The organism is Bacteroidota bacterium, from assembly GCA_005882315.1.
GTDB lineage: Bacteria > Bacteroidota > Bacteroidia > Chitinophagales > Chitinophagaceae > VBAR01.
In genome coordinates, this window is record VBAR01000001.1 from 2489682 (window position 1) to 2506042 (window position 16361).

Here is a 16361-nt window from a genome sequence, read left to right on the forward strand (position 1 = left end):
ATTCATGAAGAAATACGCCGTCATAGTAGCCGGGGGCTCAGGGTTAAGAATGGGAACTGCTGTGCCCAAACAATTTTTAATACTTGCCGGCAAGCCTGTACTTTGGCATACACTGACTGCATTCCTTGATGCTTATGATGATCTTGAAATAATCCTTGTATTGCATAAAGATTATCTTGATGCAGGATTAGAAATTGCCCGTTCAACTCATTCTCCCAACCGCATCGGTGTCACTGAAGGAGGTGAAACAAGATTTCATTCTGTACAAAATGGCTTAAAACATATCACTCAACATTCGGTTGTATTTGTGCATGATGCAGTTCGCTGTTTGGCAACAACCTGGCTAATTCATTTATGTTATGAAGAGACCTTGAAAAATGGAAATGCTGTGCCAGCAGTATCGGCTGTTGATACAATTCGTATTGAATCGGCATTAGGGAATGAACAAGTCGATCGTAACCGGGTACGTATTATTCAAACCCCGCAAACATTTTACAGCGATATGATCAAAGCAGCCTTTGAACAAGAGTACGAAGATTCATTCACTGATGAAGCAAGTGTGGTGGAGAGACTGAATGTAAAAATTAATCTTGTTGAAGGTGATTATAGTAATATAAAAATTACCAAACCGGTTGATTTGCTGATAGCCGAAAAAGTTCTGGAGGAAAGAAGTCTTAATAATCAGTAATTATTTCTTCATCCATTTCAAATAAAAGGGGAGCTTATTAATTTTAAAAAATGGATATAATTCTTCTTTAGCACCAAATCCACCATAGAAAAAAGCGAGATTGCGGATATCCGAACCTTCAAAGTCAAGTACAAGATTTTTTTCAGCATTGTCTTTTATAAAAGCATCTATCAGTGCATGTGATGCTCCTATTGTTTTCCCATCAGGTGTATTTCCAACAAGAATATAATAAGCCCTGTTATGCGAGTAAAAAAAAACACAGGAAGCCATGATCGCTTTTTGTTCATTCACGATTGCATAGGTTTCTGCCTGTTGCTTTTGTTTCAGCAGGTGAAACAGTTTTTCAAAATGATAGTAATCTTCTTCCGGTAATTTGCCTGCATTAAGCAATTCCTTATTGATGAGTGTAATTTCTTCAACAGCTATATCTTTTTTAACTGTATAGCCTAACTGAAAAGTCTTCTTGATATTACGTTGATGATTTTCCCTGTAACCTGCAACTAAATCTTCATACGATCTGTTGAGTGATAAAACGTGGTTTGTTCTCAGGATGAACTCATCACGGTGTTCTAAAACATTCCCACTGTTCAGGCATATTTCAGCAAGCTTAAATTTACCCGGAATAGCATTGATAAATGAATTGAGCAGCGGATAATCCAGTTTTTCCCCAAATAAACCTAGTTGTGCAGTAAATGCCGGCTGGTATAAATAATGTATACCATATTTTTTATTCCATGTAAGCGGCATTACGGCTTCATAATCGTTAAATATTAATGCATCCCAATGCTTCGCCATTGTATCGAGATAAAATGAATACGCATAGATCAATCCATTGGATGCTTCAGCTATACATTTATCCCATTTAGTTTTATCTATCTGTTTGTTAGTGAGATATTGTATTTGGGAAGAGAACGGCATCAGAAAATGAGATTACGATCGAACTTACGCAAATTGAAATTGGAAATATCAATTGTGAATGAAATTGTTTTAAAGAACCGGCCTTTTTCTTCAATGGTTGACTGGATATATTCTTTAAACACTTTGCTGTAAATGATCGGTATGTAAATGTTGACAGTTTCTTTCAAGAGTGGGATCTGTAATCCAAAATCAAACAAGAAACGATCGATCTCTGCATTTTTCTCCCATGCTTCAGCGAATGTGCCGATATCAAAAAACAGTTTCAACGGAATCTTGACAGGAAGAAGACTTAATGGATTTATTCCATCAGGGATAGTAGTACTGAAATTTATTGACGAAAGCCAATTATCTGTCTTGCCTACTTTGCTTGCGAGTAGATCGGTTCTTACTTTAAATGCGCCATCACGGTTCATGATCTGCTGACTTTCGAAACCTTCATATTGATTACGTCCAAGAAAATAATCGCTGTAAGTATAATCTTCAGATCCGTTAGGACCGGTCATGTTTAAATGATAACGATCCGTGTTAAACTGTTTGGTGATTGTTTTGCCACCCGTATAGAAAAATTTTCCGGCAAACAATCTTACATTCAAGCCTCCACCTTTTGGATAATTGAAAAAATAATTTCCAGTGAAAGCCGCTCTTACAAAATCTTCCGCCTGTTCCAGTTTCAGCTCACCTGAATAAGGATATAATGCCCGGTAATTCTCAATTACAATTCTTAACTGGTTAAGTGTCCTGTTTTGAATTACTGTGCGGAAGCGGTTATAGATCGTAGTGTCATTTGGAGGATTGACAACAGTATCACGATAAAAACGTAATGCATCTTCACCAATGAGAAAAGTTTTCCATTGAAAGAAACGTAACCGGGTGCTGCGTGGATCTTTTTCCTTTAAGGTAAAACGTATGCCCGGAACTGTTTTCTGAAATGAGAGATAAGCTTTATTGCCATCACTGCTTTCAAATTTATTCTGAGAAAATTTTGAATAGCTTACTCCCGGTTCGATCTTTTTGAATATGCCATTTGGATAGAATGTGTGAAAAGCGAAACCTATTCCGTTAAACTCTTTTGAACCAAATGCATAATAAGGAAGCACCATAAATTGAAATTTCGATGGAGGCAAGTTGACATTGGTAAATAGTACACCTGCCATTCCTTTATCATAGTAGTTATATCCGGGCAAGGGTACCCAGGTAATAACTGTTTTTTTATCCAGGTTCGCCTGCTTTACAGCTTTTATTATTCCTTGTATGGCAAAGCCTTTTCTGTTATCGGGAGGAAGTGATCCTGTTTTTGAAAGCAATGAAAAAACAGAATCCAGGTTTTTACCGCTGCTTTCTTCCATTACTTTTCTGAAATCTTCAGGATAAGGATGTTTGAATTTCCATTTATCAAAATATTCATGCATGGCTTTTGAAAAAGCCTCCGGGCCCATTTCTTTTTCCAGCAACCGCATCCATTCGGCTGTTTTAAAATAAGCAATAAGTCCATAATTTCTATCGCTGAATTTTTCCGATGTGGTTTCTATCGGCTGGTCATTCTTTGTTGCAATAACTGTCTCAACAAGACTTTGTTCAGTTTGTTGTTTATATTGATGATCTTTTTGCAAACTATACTTGTTTTCATAAAATGAATTCATGCCTTCATCCATCCAGGGATGCGTCCGTTCATTGCTTGCAAGGATTCCATAAAACCAGTTATGCCCTACTTCATGGGCAATTACTTTATCCAGTTCCTTTGCTGAAGTCATTGGTGAAATAACGGTGATGCCGGGATATTCCATACCCCCACCAAAACTTTCAGGGCCTTGTACAACACTTACCGTGTTATAAAGATACTCTCCGACATTAGTGGAGTAAAACTTAACAGCGTCTTTTGCATTTTGCAAACTGTTTGCCCAAATTTTTTTGTGTTCCGGTGTATAAAAACTGAATACATGAATTAATCTATCAGAAGGGAGAACAAGAGGTTCATAGTTTACAATAAAACGTTTATCAGCAAACCATGCAAAATCATGGGACAGTATTTGTTTATAATGAAGTGTTTTGGTCGTAGGTGAGCTTTCCGGAAACTCCTGGATCTTGGTTTCAATAAGTCCTTTTGAGTTTTTTACTTTTTTCTTTATCGGTTCCCAGGTGAAATTTTTTCTTTCCATGAGCCAGGCTCTTTCATCTTCATTCATTAGATAGCCCGATGCAGCCACAACATAGTTTGAAGGAACCGTAATTTTAACTTCCGTATTTCCAAATTCACTGTAGAATTCTCCCTGGTCAAGATAAGGCATCGGGTGCCAGCCTTTATGATCGTACACTGCCGGTTTGGGATACCATTGTGTGCACTGATAACTTTGCCCAACATGCCCGCCGCGGGAAATATTGTAAGGTAATTGAACATGAAAAGGTGTTGTAATAGTAACCGTCTGGTTAGGCGCAAGGGGTGATGGCAAGATCAATTTTACGATATCAATATGCTCGGGATGATCTTCTATTTTGACTGAAATATTATCGATACGAAAATCGAGCCTGTTGATATATCCTTTTTCTTCTTTTTTGGAAAAATAAAATTTTGTATTACCATTTTCAAGCAACTGATCGCTGAAGGCCGTCTTGTCATTTTTATAGGCATTGGGCCATAAGTGAAACCAGATATATGTTAACGTATCGGGTGAATAGTTGGAATAAATGATCTTTTCAAAACCGTCAAGGCTATGATCCTTGTCATTCAGCGAAACGTCGATATTGTAGCTGACCTGTTGTTGCCAGGTTTGGGAAAATAAATTGAGCTGCAGGATTGATGCTAATACGAAAAGAAAAATTTTATTTCTCAAAGGATGGGAATTTCCTCAAAAATAGAAAAGAAGCGTCGTATTTTATAGATGCTTCTTTTCATATCCGTTAATAACTTATTTCAGGCTGCCTTTCTTTTTCAGCAGGTCAAAATAGGTGTCCAGTTTCTTGCCCATGTTTCCTTCATCACAGCCCTGAAATCTTCCGGATAGGGATGTTTGAATTTCCATTTTTCATAATAGGCTTTTAAACCTTTAATTGACTATTTTCCTTTGCCCAGGAAAATAATCCGAATGGTATGGATCATGATCTTGAAGTCAAGTGCAAGTGAAATATTCTCAATATAGAGCAGATCATATTTACTGCGTTCGATCATTTCTTCTACATTTTCTGCATACCCAAACTGAACCATGCCCCAGCTTGTAAGACCGGGTTTTACTTTCAGCAGGTATTTATAATAAGGAAACTGAGGGACCAACTGGTCGATATAGAATTTTCTTTCGGGTCTTGGTCCTACGAGGCTCATTTCACCTTTTAAAATATTCCATAGCTGGGGTAATTCATCTAATCGCCATTTGCGCATTACACGACCCCATTTGATGATCCGTTCATCATTATCCGATGAAAGGGCAGGCCCGTTCTTTTCTGCATCTGCAAACATGGAACGGAATTTATGCATCATGAATGGTTTTCCCCTGTAACCAATTCTTTCCTGTGAATAAAAAACAGGACCCGGAGAGGATAATTTAACTCGGATAGCAATAAACAGGAACAAAGGTGATAAAAGGATTAATGAAATAAATGCAAGGCCGAAGTCCAACAGGCGTTTGATGTTTTGTTGCCACTCTGGCATTAAACCGGTCTTAATATCAATAAGTGGTGCGCCAAGTACATTGCTTGTTTTAACAGAACCCGAGAGAATGTCCAAAATATCTGGTTGAATTTTTACAGAAACATCTTTCTCTCCCAACCGGCTGATAATATTTTCCAACAATGAATGTTCGGATTTTTCTACAGCAAGAATTACCTGGTGAATATTTTTTGTATCAATGATCTTTTCAAGCTGATCTGCTGTGCCTAGCTTCGGAATATATTTATCCAACCCGTTCTTACCATTCCCGTTCGTCATGATATAACCGCTGAATTGAAAACCATCATTCTTCATAAACTTCTCACTTTCTTTATAAATGCGAATGGCATTTTCATTACCGCCTACAAGAATTGTATTAAATACTACTTCCCCTTTTAGCAATTGTTTTTTTGCTTTGTTCAACAAAATCCAGCGGCCAAATAATGTAAAACTGAATTGCAGCAAAAACAATACACCAAAACCTGAATAGTAATAAGTGTAGCTTTTTTTTGCGTCATCCAGCAGGAATAAAAAGAAAAGTATAACGCAACCGATCAGGCTGCAAATGAAAGTCATCGTGAATTCATTCAGCCTTGATTTTTTATATAATGAATGATAAGAGCCTACGATCGTATAAATAGCCAACCAGCCCATTGGAATAAAAAATATACCCAGCCAGAATTTTTCATCAGTTAATAAATGCCCGTCATTAAAAACGGGCTCTTTCAAAATCAACTTTCGGAGAAAGAAAAATAAACCCCATGCTAATGCGGCCATGAAGTAATCCATTATCGCATAATAAGTCACCGGTATTTTTCTGGTGTGGCTCATTGGCGGCTGATGAGGTTGTTGCCAATTCTGTCAAGTATCTGGTGAGCTACTTCCATTGCCATCAGCCCGTCCAGCTCAGACACAATTGTTTTATGATTATTCTTGATAGCATTTACAAATTCTTCCAGTTCCCGCTTAATAGCATTTACTTCAGGTATTATCGGGTTGGCAACAGCAATTGTTTTTTTACCGCCGCCGGGAGTTTCAATTTCAAAGGTAAAAGCGTTTGTATCAGTTGGTTCTTTTAGTTTGATGATCTCCGTTTTCTTATTCAGAAAGTCAATGCCGATATAGGCATCTTTCTGAAACAAACGCATCTTCCGCATTTTTTTCATCGATATTCTTGATGAAGTAAGATTCGCCACACAACCATTATTGAATTCAATACGAACATTGGCAATATCAGGCGTCTCGGTCATAACACCTACACCACTTGCCGAAATATTCTTTACATCGCTTTTTACAATGCTTAAAATAATATCAATGTCATGGATCATCAGATCCAGTATCACACTTACTTCTGTACCCCTGGGATTAAACTGTGCTAGCCTGTGTACTTCGATAAACATAGGATTGAGGTTTACATCCTTCATGGCAAGAAATGCGGGATTAAATCTTTCGACATGACCTACCTGTAGCTTCACATTTGATTCTTTAACCAACTCTACTAATTGACGAGCCTCGTCCATAGTATGCGCAAGCGGTTTTTCCACAAAAACATGTTTACCTTTCTTAATTGCCTTTTCACATAATTCAAAATGATAATTTGTCGGGGCTACCACATCAATAGCATCGCATAGGCTTATAAGCTCTGCGGCATCAGTAAATCGTTTAAGTCCATATTTTTTCTCTACTTCTGCGGCTATATTATCATCTGGGTCAAGAAAACCGACCAGTTCTACTCCGGGGATTTCTTTCCAGTTGTTCAGGTGAAATTTCCCCAGGTGACCTACGCCGAAGACTCCGATTTTTAGCATGAATTTGAATTATGTGCGCAAAAATAGTCTAAATCGGACTGCCTATTAAAACAAAAAACAAGGTATTTCGGTGAGTTGGGTGCAACCCTTTTTCTTATAGAGAAGTAGTATGGAGCAGTTTGATATTGTCGGAGAAATGCAGGCTTTTATGCACTTGAGAGGAACAAGTTTTATAAATGTATTCTCCAAAATCAGAACCATGAATTCTGATAAGTTTAATTATCCCTCAGCTTCTGTTCTTACAATTTGGATCTTTTGAATAAATTCATTGAAATCGTTTCCATGATTCGTAGCGGAACCATATGCATCCATGATATAGCCGATCAGGCCATCAGTAGCTTTTATTAGATAAATGACCGACATATCGGATGGATTACTATCGCCTTCAAAACGGTAAGTTTTTATAATGGTTAATTCTTCAGGTGTATAATATTTTCCTTTTCCTGCAGTAAAACCTTTTTCATCATAATAAAATTCAGTATCCTGTTTTTTATGTCTTAAGTTTTCCAATACAGTGTTTACTGTTGTCATCTCGGTTTTTGCTGTGTTCATAACTTTTGTTTTAGTAGCTGATGAAATTTATCAGCTGTTTTTCAAACCCAATTACTAATTCTATAAACCAAATAGTGTTCCGTCTTTTAAATTACCCGTTTATTATTTCACCTCCATTAGGATGAATAAACTGTCCGGTAATAAAACTTGCATCATCACTGGCAAGAAAAAGGTAAGATGGCGCAATTTCAACAGGTTCCGCAGCTCTTCCCATTGGAACATCGCTGCCAAATTTTGCCACCCGTTTGGCAGAAAAACTAGATGCAATAAGGGGGGTCCATACAGGGCCAGGTGCCACCCCATTTACCCTGATACCCTTTTTGACCAGGTTAGCAGATAAGCTTCGTGTAAAAGCTACAATCGCCCCTTTGGTTGCTGCATAATCAATAAGCCCTGCGCTGCCCCGGTATGCTGTTACAGATGATGTATTAATGATACAAGTTCCTTTTTTCATATAGGGTAATGCCGCTTTGGTAAGCCATATAAAGGGAAAAATATTTGTTTCGAATGTTTTAAACAATTCTTTAGTTGTAAGATCTCCCAGCTTTTTATTTTCATAATGCAAAGCTGCATTGTTTATCAATATATCAATACGGCCATATTCCCGTATAACTTTTTTAATTACTTTTTTGCAATTTTTTTCGATAGCAAGATTGCCGGGTATAAGTGTACATTTTCTTCCATAAGTATGTTGAACAATATTTGCAGTCTCCTTTGCATCCTTATGTTCATTCAGGTAGCAAATGATAATATCTGCTCCTTCCTTTGCAAAAAGTACAGCCACGGCTCTGCCTATTCCGCTATCACCTCCGCTTATCAATGCAATTTTGCCCAAAAGTTTATTGCTGCCCTTTTTTTCAGAATAATCAAATACTGGTTTTGGGCTTAATTTTTTTTCATTGCCGGGTCTTTGCTGAAGTTGGGGTTTGCGCAATTGCCTCTGCTTGCTTCCTTTTTGCATGACTTTTTTTAATAACCGGAAAAATTCATACCAAGAAACTTAATGCGATACAGCCAAAAAACTCTACTATCAGGTGAGAAGTCTTTTTGACAGCAGAATATCTTTTACTCTTAAAGTCCCTGAGCCAATAAGCAATGGCTATAATAAGACCGACAACAAAAAGTTCTGGCGAAAAAAAATTTCCTGGTGACTTAACAATAAAAGAAAGAAGAAGAAACATCAAGACGACCACACCTGTGTCTTGTGCTGGTTTATTGTAGGTTTCCATAATCTGCTGTTATTTTATACCATTCATTATATAAAAGACCGGAGCAGCAAATGCTGTACCGGTCTTTTATTGTAACAATTAAAGCTGAGCGTCCCGCAATTTTTTTACTTTGTCATGAGCTTCTCTGAGGGTTGCTTTTTGTTGCTCAAGCAACTGACGAACATCACTGCTAAGGTCATCTTCTTCTAGCGCTGATTGATAAGCCCTTTGAGCCGCATCCTCTCCAAATTCGCATGACTCAAGAACAGATTTGCGGTCTTTTCCACTGAATGTTGCTTTAACGCCCATCCATGCTCTATAAATCTTTCCACGAATTGTTGTTCCTTCTTCCGGCTCATCTCCTTCAGCCATCACACGTTGTCTTAATTCGCCGGCAAACTGATTACTTTGTGTGGCAAATTTTGCAAAAAGCGAACGAAGGTCTTCATCTGATGTTTGCACAGAGGCTTTGTTATAACCTTCTACCCGATCATTATTGATTTCTATCAGGTCATTCAGCGCTTCTGTGTTTTGCATTGTACTTTTCATAAATAATAGTTTAGCGATTAATAAAATATTTGGATCACACATGTAAAGATTTTACACTTATTATATTTTTTTTCTTACAGGCTTACGATGCTCCTTTTTATTGTGTGTAATATCATTCCCATTTACAGTTTGTTCTTCATTTATCCTGGCATCAAGATCATTTCTTATATCAGGACGATGTTTATGAGTATTAAACTGAATATTTTCTTTCTTTAGCTGGCTTATTTTCTTTTTCATATTGCTTAGCATGTAAAAATCATACCAATCAGGAAAATAGTTTATTCATCGGTGCCAGATTTTCTTTGAAAAAAAAGTTGGTATCACATTTGATTTTAATGAAAACGATATTTCTTTTCTTATTTAAAAAAAATTGTATGACAACTAATATTAATTATCAGTCTATCGAAAACAAGCTGGGTGAGTTAAAGACCGCAGTTATGTACAGTATGAGTAACAGCATAAAAAAATTGCCAAATGATGTTGTGGGGTTTTATAAAGTTGATGAGGAAGGAAAGATTTGGTTTACCGCCCACAAACCAAGAGGTTGGATAAGAAACTATGAGTATTGTTTTCCAGCCAAGTTGTTTTTCTATCGTAAGAATGTGGATTTCTATATGGAAATAGATGGAACAGTGTTATTTGCAAGTAAAGATGAAGTGGAAAGTTGCAAGGATGAATTAACAGAGAAATCATTATTACTTAAAATAACTCCCCAAGTTATTGAGTATACAGAAACAGGAAAAAAGAATTTATTCCAGGGCATGTCACGTTTCTTTTCAGGTTTCTATAATGGGCTTTCAGAAATGTTACCGATACCATTTAGCGCTATAGGACAAGGGCAAAGATAAAAAACGAGCAGTATGGAAAATAAATGGATGCACACAATGGGGAAAATAATCAACATCCGGTGTGGCCTTTTGAGGTTTAAAAATAAAAACGAAAGAATCTCCTTGCCGGTAGATGTCGAGCAAACTACTTGTGATAATGGTTATTTTCATGTTGTAGTAAAAGATGGAGATTGCCCGATGAAGCTCATCAATCAAAATGCAAACTTCATTCAAAGAACAGATAGTGGCTATTTATTTGTTTCTGCCTATATCACGAGCATCATGAAATATAAAAAAAGTGTTTTGCTATTGGATGTGATAAAGGCATGTTCTTTTGTTCGTAAGAAAACGGGCCAATCAACCTGGCTGGAAGAAACCTGCCTATATGAACAAATGGAAGGAAGGTAGGGAATGGATTTTATCACCTGTTAAAAGAAAATAGGCGTGCATCCTTGTTATTTTTATTTTTAAGTAAATCACAGATAATTTGAGCTGCAATTATACTAAATGTAATTCCATTGCCTCCAAATCCCAATGCAAACAAAGTATGAGGACGCTGACGAATGGCCCCAATATATGGAAGACCATCAATTGTTGATGCAAAAGTACCAGCCCATCTGAAATCGGTTTTGAAAGGAATGGAAGGAAATAATTTGGCAAACGATTTTTCCAGATCTTTTGATTTTATGTTTATGTATTTATCTCTTTTATTCGGGTCAGAGGAATCAATGTCTTTCCCGCCAATAATGATTCTTTTATCTTCAGTGGTTCTCAAGTACAGATAAGGAGTAGAAGTTTCCCAGATCAATGAATCCTTATACCATAATTCTTGTATCGCCACAGGTTCACTTATTATAGCAAAAGTTGATTGTAATTCCTGTATTTTAAAAGGAATATATTGCTGCGATTCATAGCCACAGGCAATAATAAGTTTCCTTGCCTTTATCCTTTTGCCATCTCCTGTCAATAATTCCACTCCTCTTTTTTTATGGCGTATTGAAACAATTTCTGTATGATCGCATACCTGCATTCCCTTTAGTTGTCCATCATTTAGTAATTTATGAGTAAGAGCATATGCATCCAGGCTGGCTCCCGTAGCCGAAAGTATACCAGCAGGTTTTGAAAATCCAAATTTGTCCAGAACATCTTTTTCTTCCAGCCATTCTATTTCGATCCCCGCTTTTTTCCTCCATTCAAATTCTTCCCAAAGTGGATCTTTATCTTTTTTATAGGAAGCAAATTGAAAACTGGGACTGGGAATGAATAATTTTTTTGCATTCAGCTTTGAACATATATTTTTTATATCCGTGATGGATTTAAGGCATAGTTCATAACTTTTTATTGCATCTTTTTCTCCACGTAATTTAACCAACTCTCTTAATGGGGTATCAATTTCATATTGCAATAAAGCAGTACTGGCGGCCGTACTACCCATTCCAATATGTCTTCGATCTAATACGAGTACGTCAAATCCCACCTGCTGTAAGTGCCATGCTGTAAGTGCCCCGCTGATCCCACCTCCAATTACAGCTATCTCTGTCGTGACATTTTTTTGAAGTGATGGATAACTTTTGATTATACCATGCTTTAATAACCAGAAAGGGCCGTTTGATCGGAGATCCATACAAATAATATTAAAAAATCGGGCCTGATTTTATTGTCATGTTTGCATTTATGCTACTTGATTCCTGTATTATTTATTTGTAATTTATTTACACATGAAGCTGCGCTTCATTCACTATATTTTTTTTAAAAAAATGATTTTATGGGGAAAAGCTTGCCCATTTTTTGAATGCAATTTGTTCCATTTTGTTTTTCATGTTGAATTTCGAAGGGCATAATGTTTGTGAGTAAACTTACTATTCTTTAATCTTTAAATTTTACCATTATGACAACGAGAAGAAATTCAGGCGAAGGTTTTGGCTCAATGCATCCTGAAGAACGCCGGGGTTTTGCAAGCCGTGATGAACGAACCTCACAGCGAAGGTTTGAAAATGATTATGATACTGATTTTGGAAATGGACGAAAGTATTACGATGATTCACGAGATAGCCGATTTGAAGCTGGGGACAGAACACGAAAAGAAAGACATATAAACGATGATGAGGATTATGATAACGGAAATAGCGGAAGGTATGGTCGTTCTGAACGGCGATATAACAGTGAATATGGAGGTGGTGGTTTTGAAGACGACAGATATGACAAAGATTATAGAGGTCAGGATCAAAGATCTCATAGAGATCAAGGTCAAAGATCTAGTGGTAGATATTCTGAAGAAAGTCGCAACGATAATAATCGTTTTTTTGATGAAAATCATTATTCACGCAGAGGATTTGGCAGCATGGGTCGCCATAAATATGAAAATGAAATGGGTTATCGTGAACATTCCTGGGAACCCTATTCAAATGGTAACAGGAGATCGTCTTCAGATGGTGATAGTAGAAGAGAATATGGAAACGAACGTAATGTGAATCGTGGCTACACTGAAGACCAGTACAATGATCGTGGAATGAGAGGAAGAAACTATGATGATTTAAACCAAAGAAATAAGGGTTGGGATGAAAGCCGTGATTATGCTTTTGGTAAGTCGCCTGAAAAAAGCACCAAGACAACCACCAGTAGCAGAAAAAAATCATCTGCAAAAACGACAGCTAAACGCGGAAGCAATAAAAAATGATTGCTAGCCACGAGTTCAAAATATGGTTTATTCATTTTGTAAAATAATAATGTATGAAAAATTCAAAGACTAATAATGGCACTTCTACCAATGGTAAAGAAGGCAAAAATAAAATATCTCCTTTGGAGAAGTTTTTTACAGACCAGCTGAAGGATATTTATTATGCAGAACAGCAACTTGTAAAAGCCTTGCCCGAAATGCAACATGCATGCACTACCGAGGAACTGGAAGATGCTTTTGAAAATCATCTCAAACAAACAGAAAGACAATTAAAAAGATTGGAACGGGTTTTTCAATTGATTGATCAAAAACCTGAGGGAAAAAAATGTGAAGCTATTGAAGGGCTGATAAAAGAAGCTAAATCAATCATCAGTGAAACAAAAGAAGGAACAATGACAAGAGATGCGGCTTTAATAATTGCTGCTCAAAAAGTAGAACATTATGAAATTGCTACTTATGGCGGATTAGTACAGCTGGCTATTACTATGAATCTTCACCAAGTAGCAGATTTGCTTGATAAGACACTCCAGGAGGAGGAGGGAGCCGATCATTTGCTTACTCATATCGCTGAGACACGTATAAACTTAATGGCAGAAAATGAAGGACAGTATTCCTGGCAACGAAAAGAAGAAATGGCGGATATGGAAGAATAATATTTTCATTAGGACGGTTCGTAAGGGAGAAGGCCCGGCATTTATTTGCTGGGCTTTCTTTATATATGAATTAGGAGGTTGCGGAAAGAATATCTCTTGACAAATAAAAAAGGTTATCAAATACTATTTAATAACCTTTTATGTAAGAAATACAGTCTACCAATATCTCTTTTGTATCGCTTTTGCTGAGTCAAGATGCATTCTCAATGCAGGCAATGTTTTGTCAGCAAATGATTTTACATCAGCATCTTTAGCATTTTCCATTGCTTTTTGAAACATATCAATACCTGCCTGGTGATTGTCAACCATTGTTTTTATAAAAGCTCTGTCGAAATCTTTACCAGTTTTGTTTTTGAGGTTATCAATTTCTTTTTGTTTTTCATCAGAAACTGTTGCGGGTAGTACAATATTTTTTTGACCAGCAAGATTTCTCACCTGCTCATTTACAGCTGAATGATCTTTATTCAGCATGCCTGCAAGATCTTTAACCGATTGATAGATGGCTTTTTGTTGTGCCAGGGAAGTCATTTCTACCTCTGCAATGCCTGAATTAGCAACCCGAACTAGGAATGAAGAACTTTCTTCATCTATTACAACATTATTCCGGTTCATAGCAGTATCGACGTTGGCTGCATTCGCTGAATCTGCTTTTTCTACACTGTCTGTAGCAGTGTTGTTGCAGGAGATAAATAGCATAATTGGTAGCGATAAAACGATCATCTTTTTCATAAAACACATTTAGCTTAAAAAAATTATTGACAAAAAGCGTATTGAAACTTTCATGCCAATCAATATTAAAAAAATCAATGTGTAGCCAGACTTGTTTTCACATTTACTACTGGCACAATTTTTTCTTTACTGTATTCACAGAGTTACTTTCGGGGTGTTTGATAGAAGAAAGCTGGGAACAGTTTTCATATTCTTTCTGAGATCATACCCGCATAAACTGATCCGGGTAATTCCGGCGAAGTGACCAGGTAACTTGTAGAGAGTTTCGGTTCTGCCGGAACTCTTTTTTGTAAATACCTGTCCCATCATGAGGAATATAAACTACATAATGAACAAAATCAGTATTGTTTTTGGTATAATAATTTCATTGAGCACTATAGGTTGATAATTTAAAATCTCTTTGTATGAAAGCAATATGGACTGGCTCTATTGGTTTTGGCCTGGTAAACATTCCTATTCGTTTATTCAGCGCCGTTCAAAACAGTACACTTGATTTTGATATGCTTGATAAAAAAGATCATTCAAATATTAAGTTTAAAAGAGTGAATGAGAAGACTGGTAAGGAGGTATTATGGCAAAATATTGAAAAAGGATATTTATATAACGACAAGTATGTAATTGTAGAAGAAAAAGATTTTAAAAAAGCAAGTCCTGAAAAATCATCCCATATCGAGATCCTTCAGTTTGTAGAAGAGTCAGAGATCGACAGCGTTTTTTTTGAAACACCCTATTTTATACAACCCGAAAAAGGTGGTATCAAAGCATACGACTTATTAAGGGAGGCGTTACAAAAAACTGGAAAAGCAGGATTGGGTTCTTTTGTGATGCGGCAGCGGGAACATGTCTGCCTCATCAAGCCCTATAAAAATATATTAATGCTAAACTGCCTTCGCTATGCTCAGGAAATCAGAGATGCTAAGGAAATAAAAGCTCCAGGTTCAAAAGCTAAACCAGGTGAGTTAAAAATGGCCATTAATCTGATCGATCAGCTTACCGATTCTTTTAATCCTTCTTTTTTTAAAGATGAATATGCAAACGAGCTTTTGAAAATAATTAAGGATAAGGCTAAAGGTAAAAAAGTTGTATATCAACCTATGAAAGTCGTTCACGTAGGTAAAGCTGATGACCTTATGGAGCAACTAAAAGCAAGTCTTGGCAATAAAAAGAGAGCATCTTGAGTAAAAATTAAGAGATGATAAAATGAAAGCTTCTTTGAATAAAAAATCAACAGTTACAAATACTCATAAAATATTTTGGCCGGATGAAGGTTATACTAAAGGTGACCTGATCAATTATTATAAAACGATGGCCATTTATATACTTCCGCATTTAAAAGATCGTCCGCTTTCTTTAAAAAGAAATCCCAATGGAATTAAGGATGCTGGCTTTTACCATAAGGATGCAGGCGAAAATGCACCTTCGTTTGTAAAAGTTTATCCTTATGACAATGGAGAGAAGGTCATTGATTATATCGTTTGTAATAATGAAGCAACACTTATCTATTTAGCTAATCTAGGGTGTATTGAAATAAATCCATGGAATAACCGTTACCAGAAAAAAAATAAACCGGATTGGCTTGCGATTGATCTTGATCCGGGTAAACATAACAGTTTTAAGCAGGTGATAGAAACTGCCCAGGTAGCAAAGACTGTATTGGATAAGGGGAAATTAAAAGGTTATTGCAAAACGTCTGGAGCCAGTGGAATACATATTTATATTCCATTGAATGCAGAATATGACTATGATACAGTAAAACAGTTTGGTCAGTTCTTTATGCAGCAAATTCAGGAACAACTTCCCGGGAGCACAACATTAGAAAGAACGATATCTAAAAGAGGGAAAAAAATATACCTGGATTATTTACAGAATCGCCCCGGCCAGACATTGGCTTCCGTATACAGTGTGAGGCCGGTAGAGGGTGCCACAGTTGCAACTCCCATTGAGTGGAAAGAACTAACAAGCTCCCTTGATCCTGCAGCGTTCACTATGAAGAACATACATAAAAGAGTTATGAAGAAAGGTGATCTCTTTAAAAAAGTGCTGACAGAAAAAAATAATCTTCGAAAAGCTTTGCAATTGTTGACCTCATAAATGAAAGTCCATATGAAAAATTCT

General features: G+C 36.7%; 17 protein-coding genes and 1 riboswitch. Of the genes, 7 read left to right on the plus strand and 10 right to left on the minus strand.

The features are described 5' to 3' along the window. Positions 1-4 precede the first annotated feature (4 nt). The gene (locus E6H07_10310; protein ID TMI66263.1) at positions 5-688 is read left to right on the plus strand and encodes a 2-C-methyl-D-erythritol 4-phosphate cytidylyltransferase; all 684 of its coding nucleotides are present in this window, start codon (positions 5-7) and stop codon (positions 686-688) included. On the opposite strand, the gene E6H07_10315 is transcribed toward E6H07_10310, so the two are convergent. The 8 genes from E6H07_10315 to E6H07_10350 form a co-directional block, all read right to left on the minus strand. Continuing rightward, a complete protein-coding gene (locus E6H07_10315) occupies positions 689-1606 on the minus strand; it encodes a hypothetical protein (protein ID TMI66264.1) in 918 nt (305 codons plus the stop codon). It lies immediately after the preceding gene. Beyond that, positions 1606-4434 carry a M1 family metallopeptidase gene (locus E6H07_10320; GenBank protein TMI66265.1) on the minus strand — a complete coding sequence of 943 codons (2829 nt, stop codon included), beginning with the start codon at positions 4432-4434 and terminating at the stop codon, positions 1606-1608. Before E6H07_10320 ends, E6H07_10315 begins: the two co-directional genes overlap by 1 nt. Before the next feature lie 221 nt (positions 4435-4655). Further along, the gene (locus E6H07_10325; GenBank protein TMI66266.1) at positions 4656-6074 is read right to left on the minus strand and encodes a sugar transferase; all 1419 of its coding nucleotides are present in this window, start codon (positions 6072-6074) and stop codon (positions 4656-4658) included. Continuing rightward, positions 6071-7051, minus strand: a complete 981-nt coding sequence (locus E6H07_10330; protein TMI66267.1) for a Gfo/Idh/MocA family oxidoreductase — start codon at positions 7049-7051, stop codon at positions 6071-6073. Before E6H07_10330 ends, E6H07_10325 begins: the two co-directional genes overlap by 4 nt. Before the next feature lie 219 nt (positions 7052-7270). Beyond that, complete coding sequence (locus tag E6H07_10335) at positions 7271-7603, minus strand: hypothetical protein (GenBank protein TMI66268.1); 333 nt, start codon at positions 7601-7603, stop codon at positions 7271-7273. Positions 7604-7694: 91 nt separating this feature from the next. Further along, positions 7695-8564 (minus strand): SDR family oxidoreductase, encoded by an 870-nt coding sequence (locus tag E6H07_10340; protein TMI66269.1) that lies wholly within the window; start codon positions 8562-8564, stop codon positions 7695-7697. A 25-nt stretch (positions 8565-8589) separates the two neighbouring features. Next, complete coding sequence (locus tag E6H07_10345; GenBank protein ID TMI66270.1) at positions 8590-8832, minus strand: hypothetical protein; 243 nt, start codon at positions 8830-8832, stop codon at positions 8590-8592. A 78-nt stretch (positions 8833-8910) separates the two neighbouring features. Beyond that, the gene (locus tag E6H07_10350) at positions 8911-9360 is read right to left on the minus strand and encodes a PA2169 family four-helix-bundle protein (GenBank protein TMI66271.1); all 450 of its coding nucleotides are present in this window, start codon (positions 9358-9360) and stop codon (positions 8911-8913) included. A gap of 374 nt (positions 9361-9734) precedes the next feature. Here E6H07_10350 and E6H07_10355 point away from each other — a divergent pair, with 374 nt between their 5' ends. Together E6H07_10355 and E6H07_10360 are read left to right on the plus strand one after the other, a co-directional pair. Beyond that, a complete protein-coding gene (locus E6H07_10355; GenBank protein TMI66272.1) occupies positions 9735-10208 on the plus strand; it encodes a hypothetical protein in 474 nt (157 codons plus the stop codon). Between the two features lie 12 nt (positions 10209-10220). Next, positions 10221-10595 carry a hypothetical protein gene (locus tag E6H07_10360; protein TMI66273.1) on the plus strand — a complete coding sequence of 125 codons (375 nt, stop codon included), beginning with the start codon at positions 10221-10223 and terminating at the stop codon, positions 10593-10595. Between the two features lie 13 nt (positions 10596-10608). Here the strand turns inward: E6H07_10360 and E6H07_10365 are convergent, their stop codons facing one another. After that, positions 10609-11811 (minus strand): FAD-binding oxidoreductase, encoded by a 1203-nt coding sequence (locus tag E6H07_10365; GenBank protein TMI66274.1) that lies wholly within the window; start codon positions 11809-11811, stop codon positions 10609-10611. Between the two features lie 264 nt (positions 11812-12075). On the opposite strand from E6H07_10365, the gene E6H07_10370 reads away from it, so the two are divergent. Together E6H07_10370 and E6H07_10375 are read left to right on the plus strand one after the other, a co-directional pair. Next, positions 12076-12864, plus strand: a complete 789-nt coding sequence (locus E6H07_10370; protein TMI66275.1) for a hypothetical protein — start codon at positions 12076-12078, stop codon at positions 12862-12864. Positions 12865-12917: 53 nt separating this feature from the next. Then, a complete protein-coding gene (locus tag E6H07_10375; protein TMI66276.1) occupies positions 12918-13517 on the plus strand; it encodes a ferritin-like domain-containing protein in 600 nt (199 codons plus the stop codon). 156 nt (positions 13518-13673) lie between these two features. On the opposite strand, the gene E6H07_10380 is transcribed toward E6H07_10375, so the two are convergent. Beyond that, positions 13674-14255, minus strand: a complete 582-nt coding sequence (locus E6H07_10380; protein ID TMI66277.1) for a DUF4142 domain-containing protein — start codon at positions 14253-14255, stop codon at positions 13674-13676. Between the two features lie 131 nt (positions 14256-14386). After that, a riboswitch (TPP riboswitch) is annotated at positions 14387-14508 on the plus strand. A 142-nt stretch (positions 14509-14650) separates the two neighbouring features. On the opposite strand from E6H07_10380, the gene E6H07_10385 reads away from it, so the two are divergent. Together E6H07_10385 and E6H07_10390 are read left to right on the plus strand one after the other, a co-directional pair. Beyond that, positions 14651-15424: a Ku protein gene (locus E6H07_10385; GenBank protein TMI66278.1), complete on the plus strand. Its 774-nt coding sequence runs from the start codon at positions 14651-14653 to the stop codon at positions 15422-15424. A gap of 34 nt (positions 15425-15458) precedes the next feature. Then, positions 15459-16337: a DNA polymerase LigD gene (locus E6H07_10390; protein TMI66522.1), complete on the plus strand. Its 879-nt coding sequence runs from the start codon at positions 15459-15461 to the stop codon at positions 16335-16337. Positions 16338-16361 lie beyond the last annotated feature (24 nt).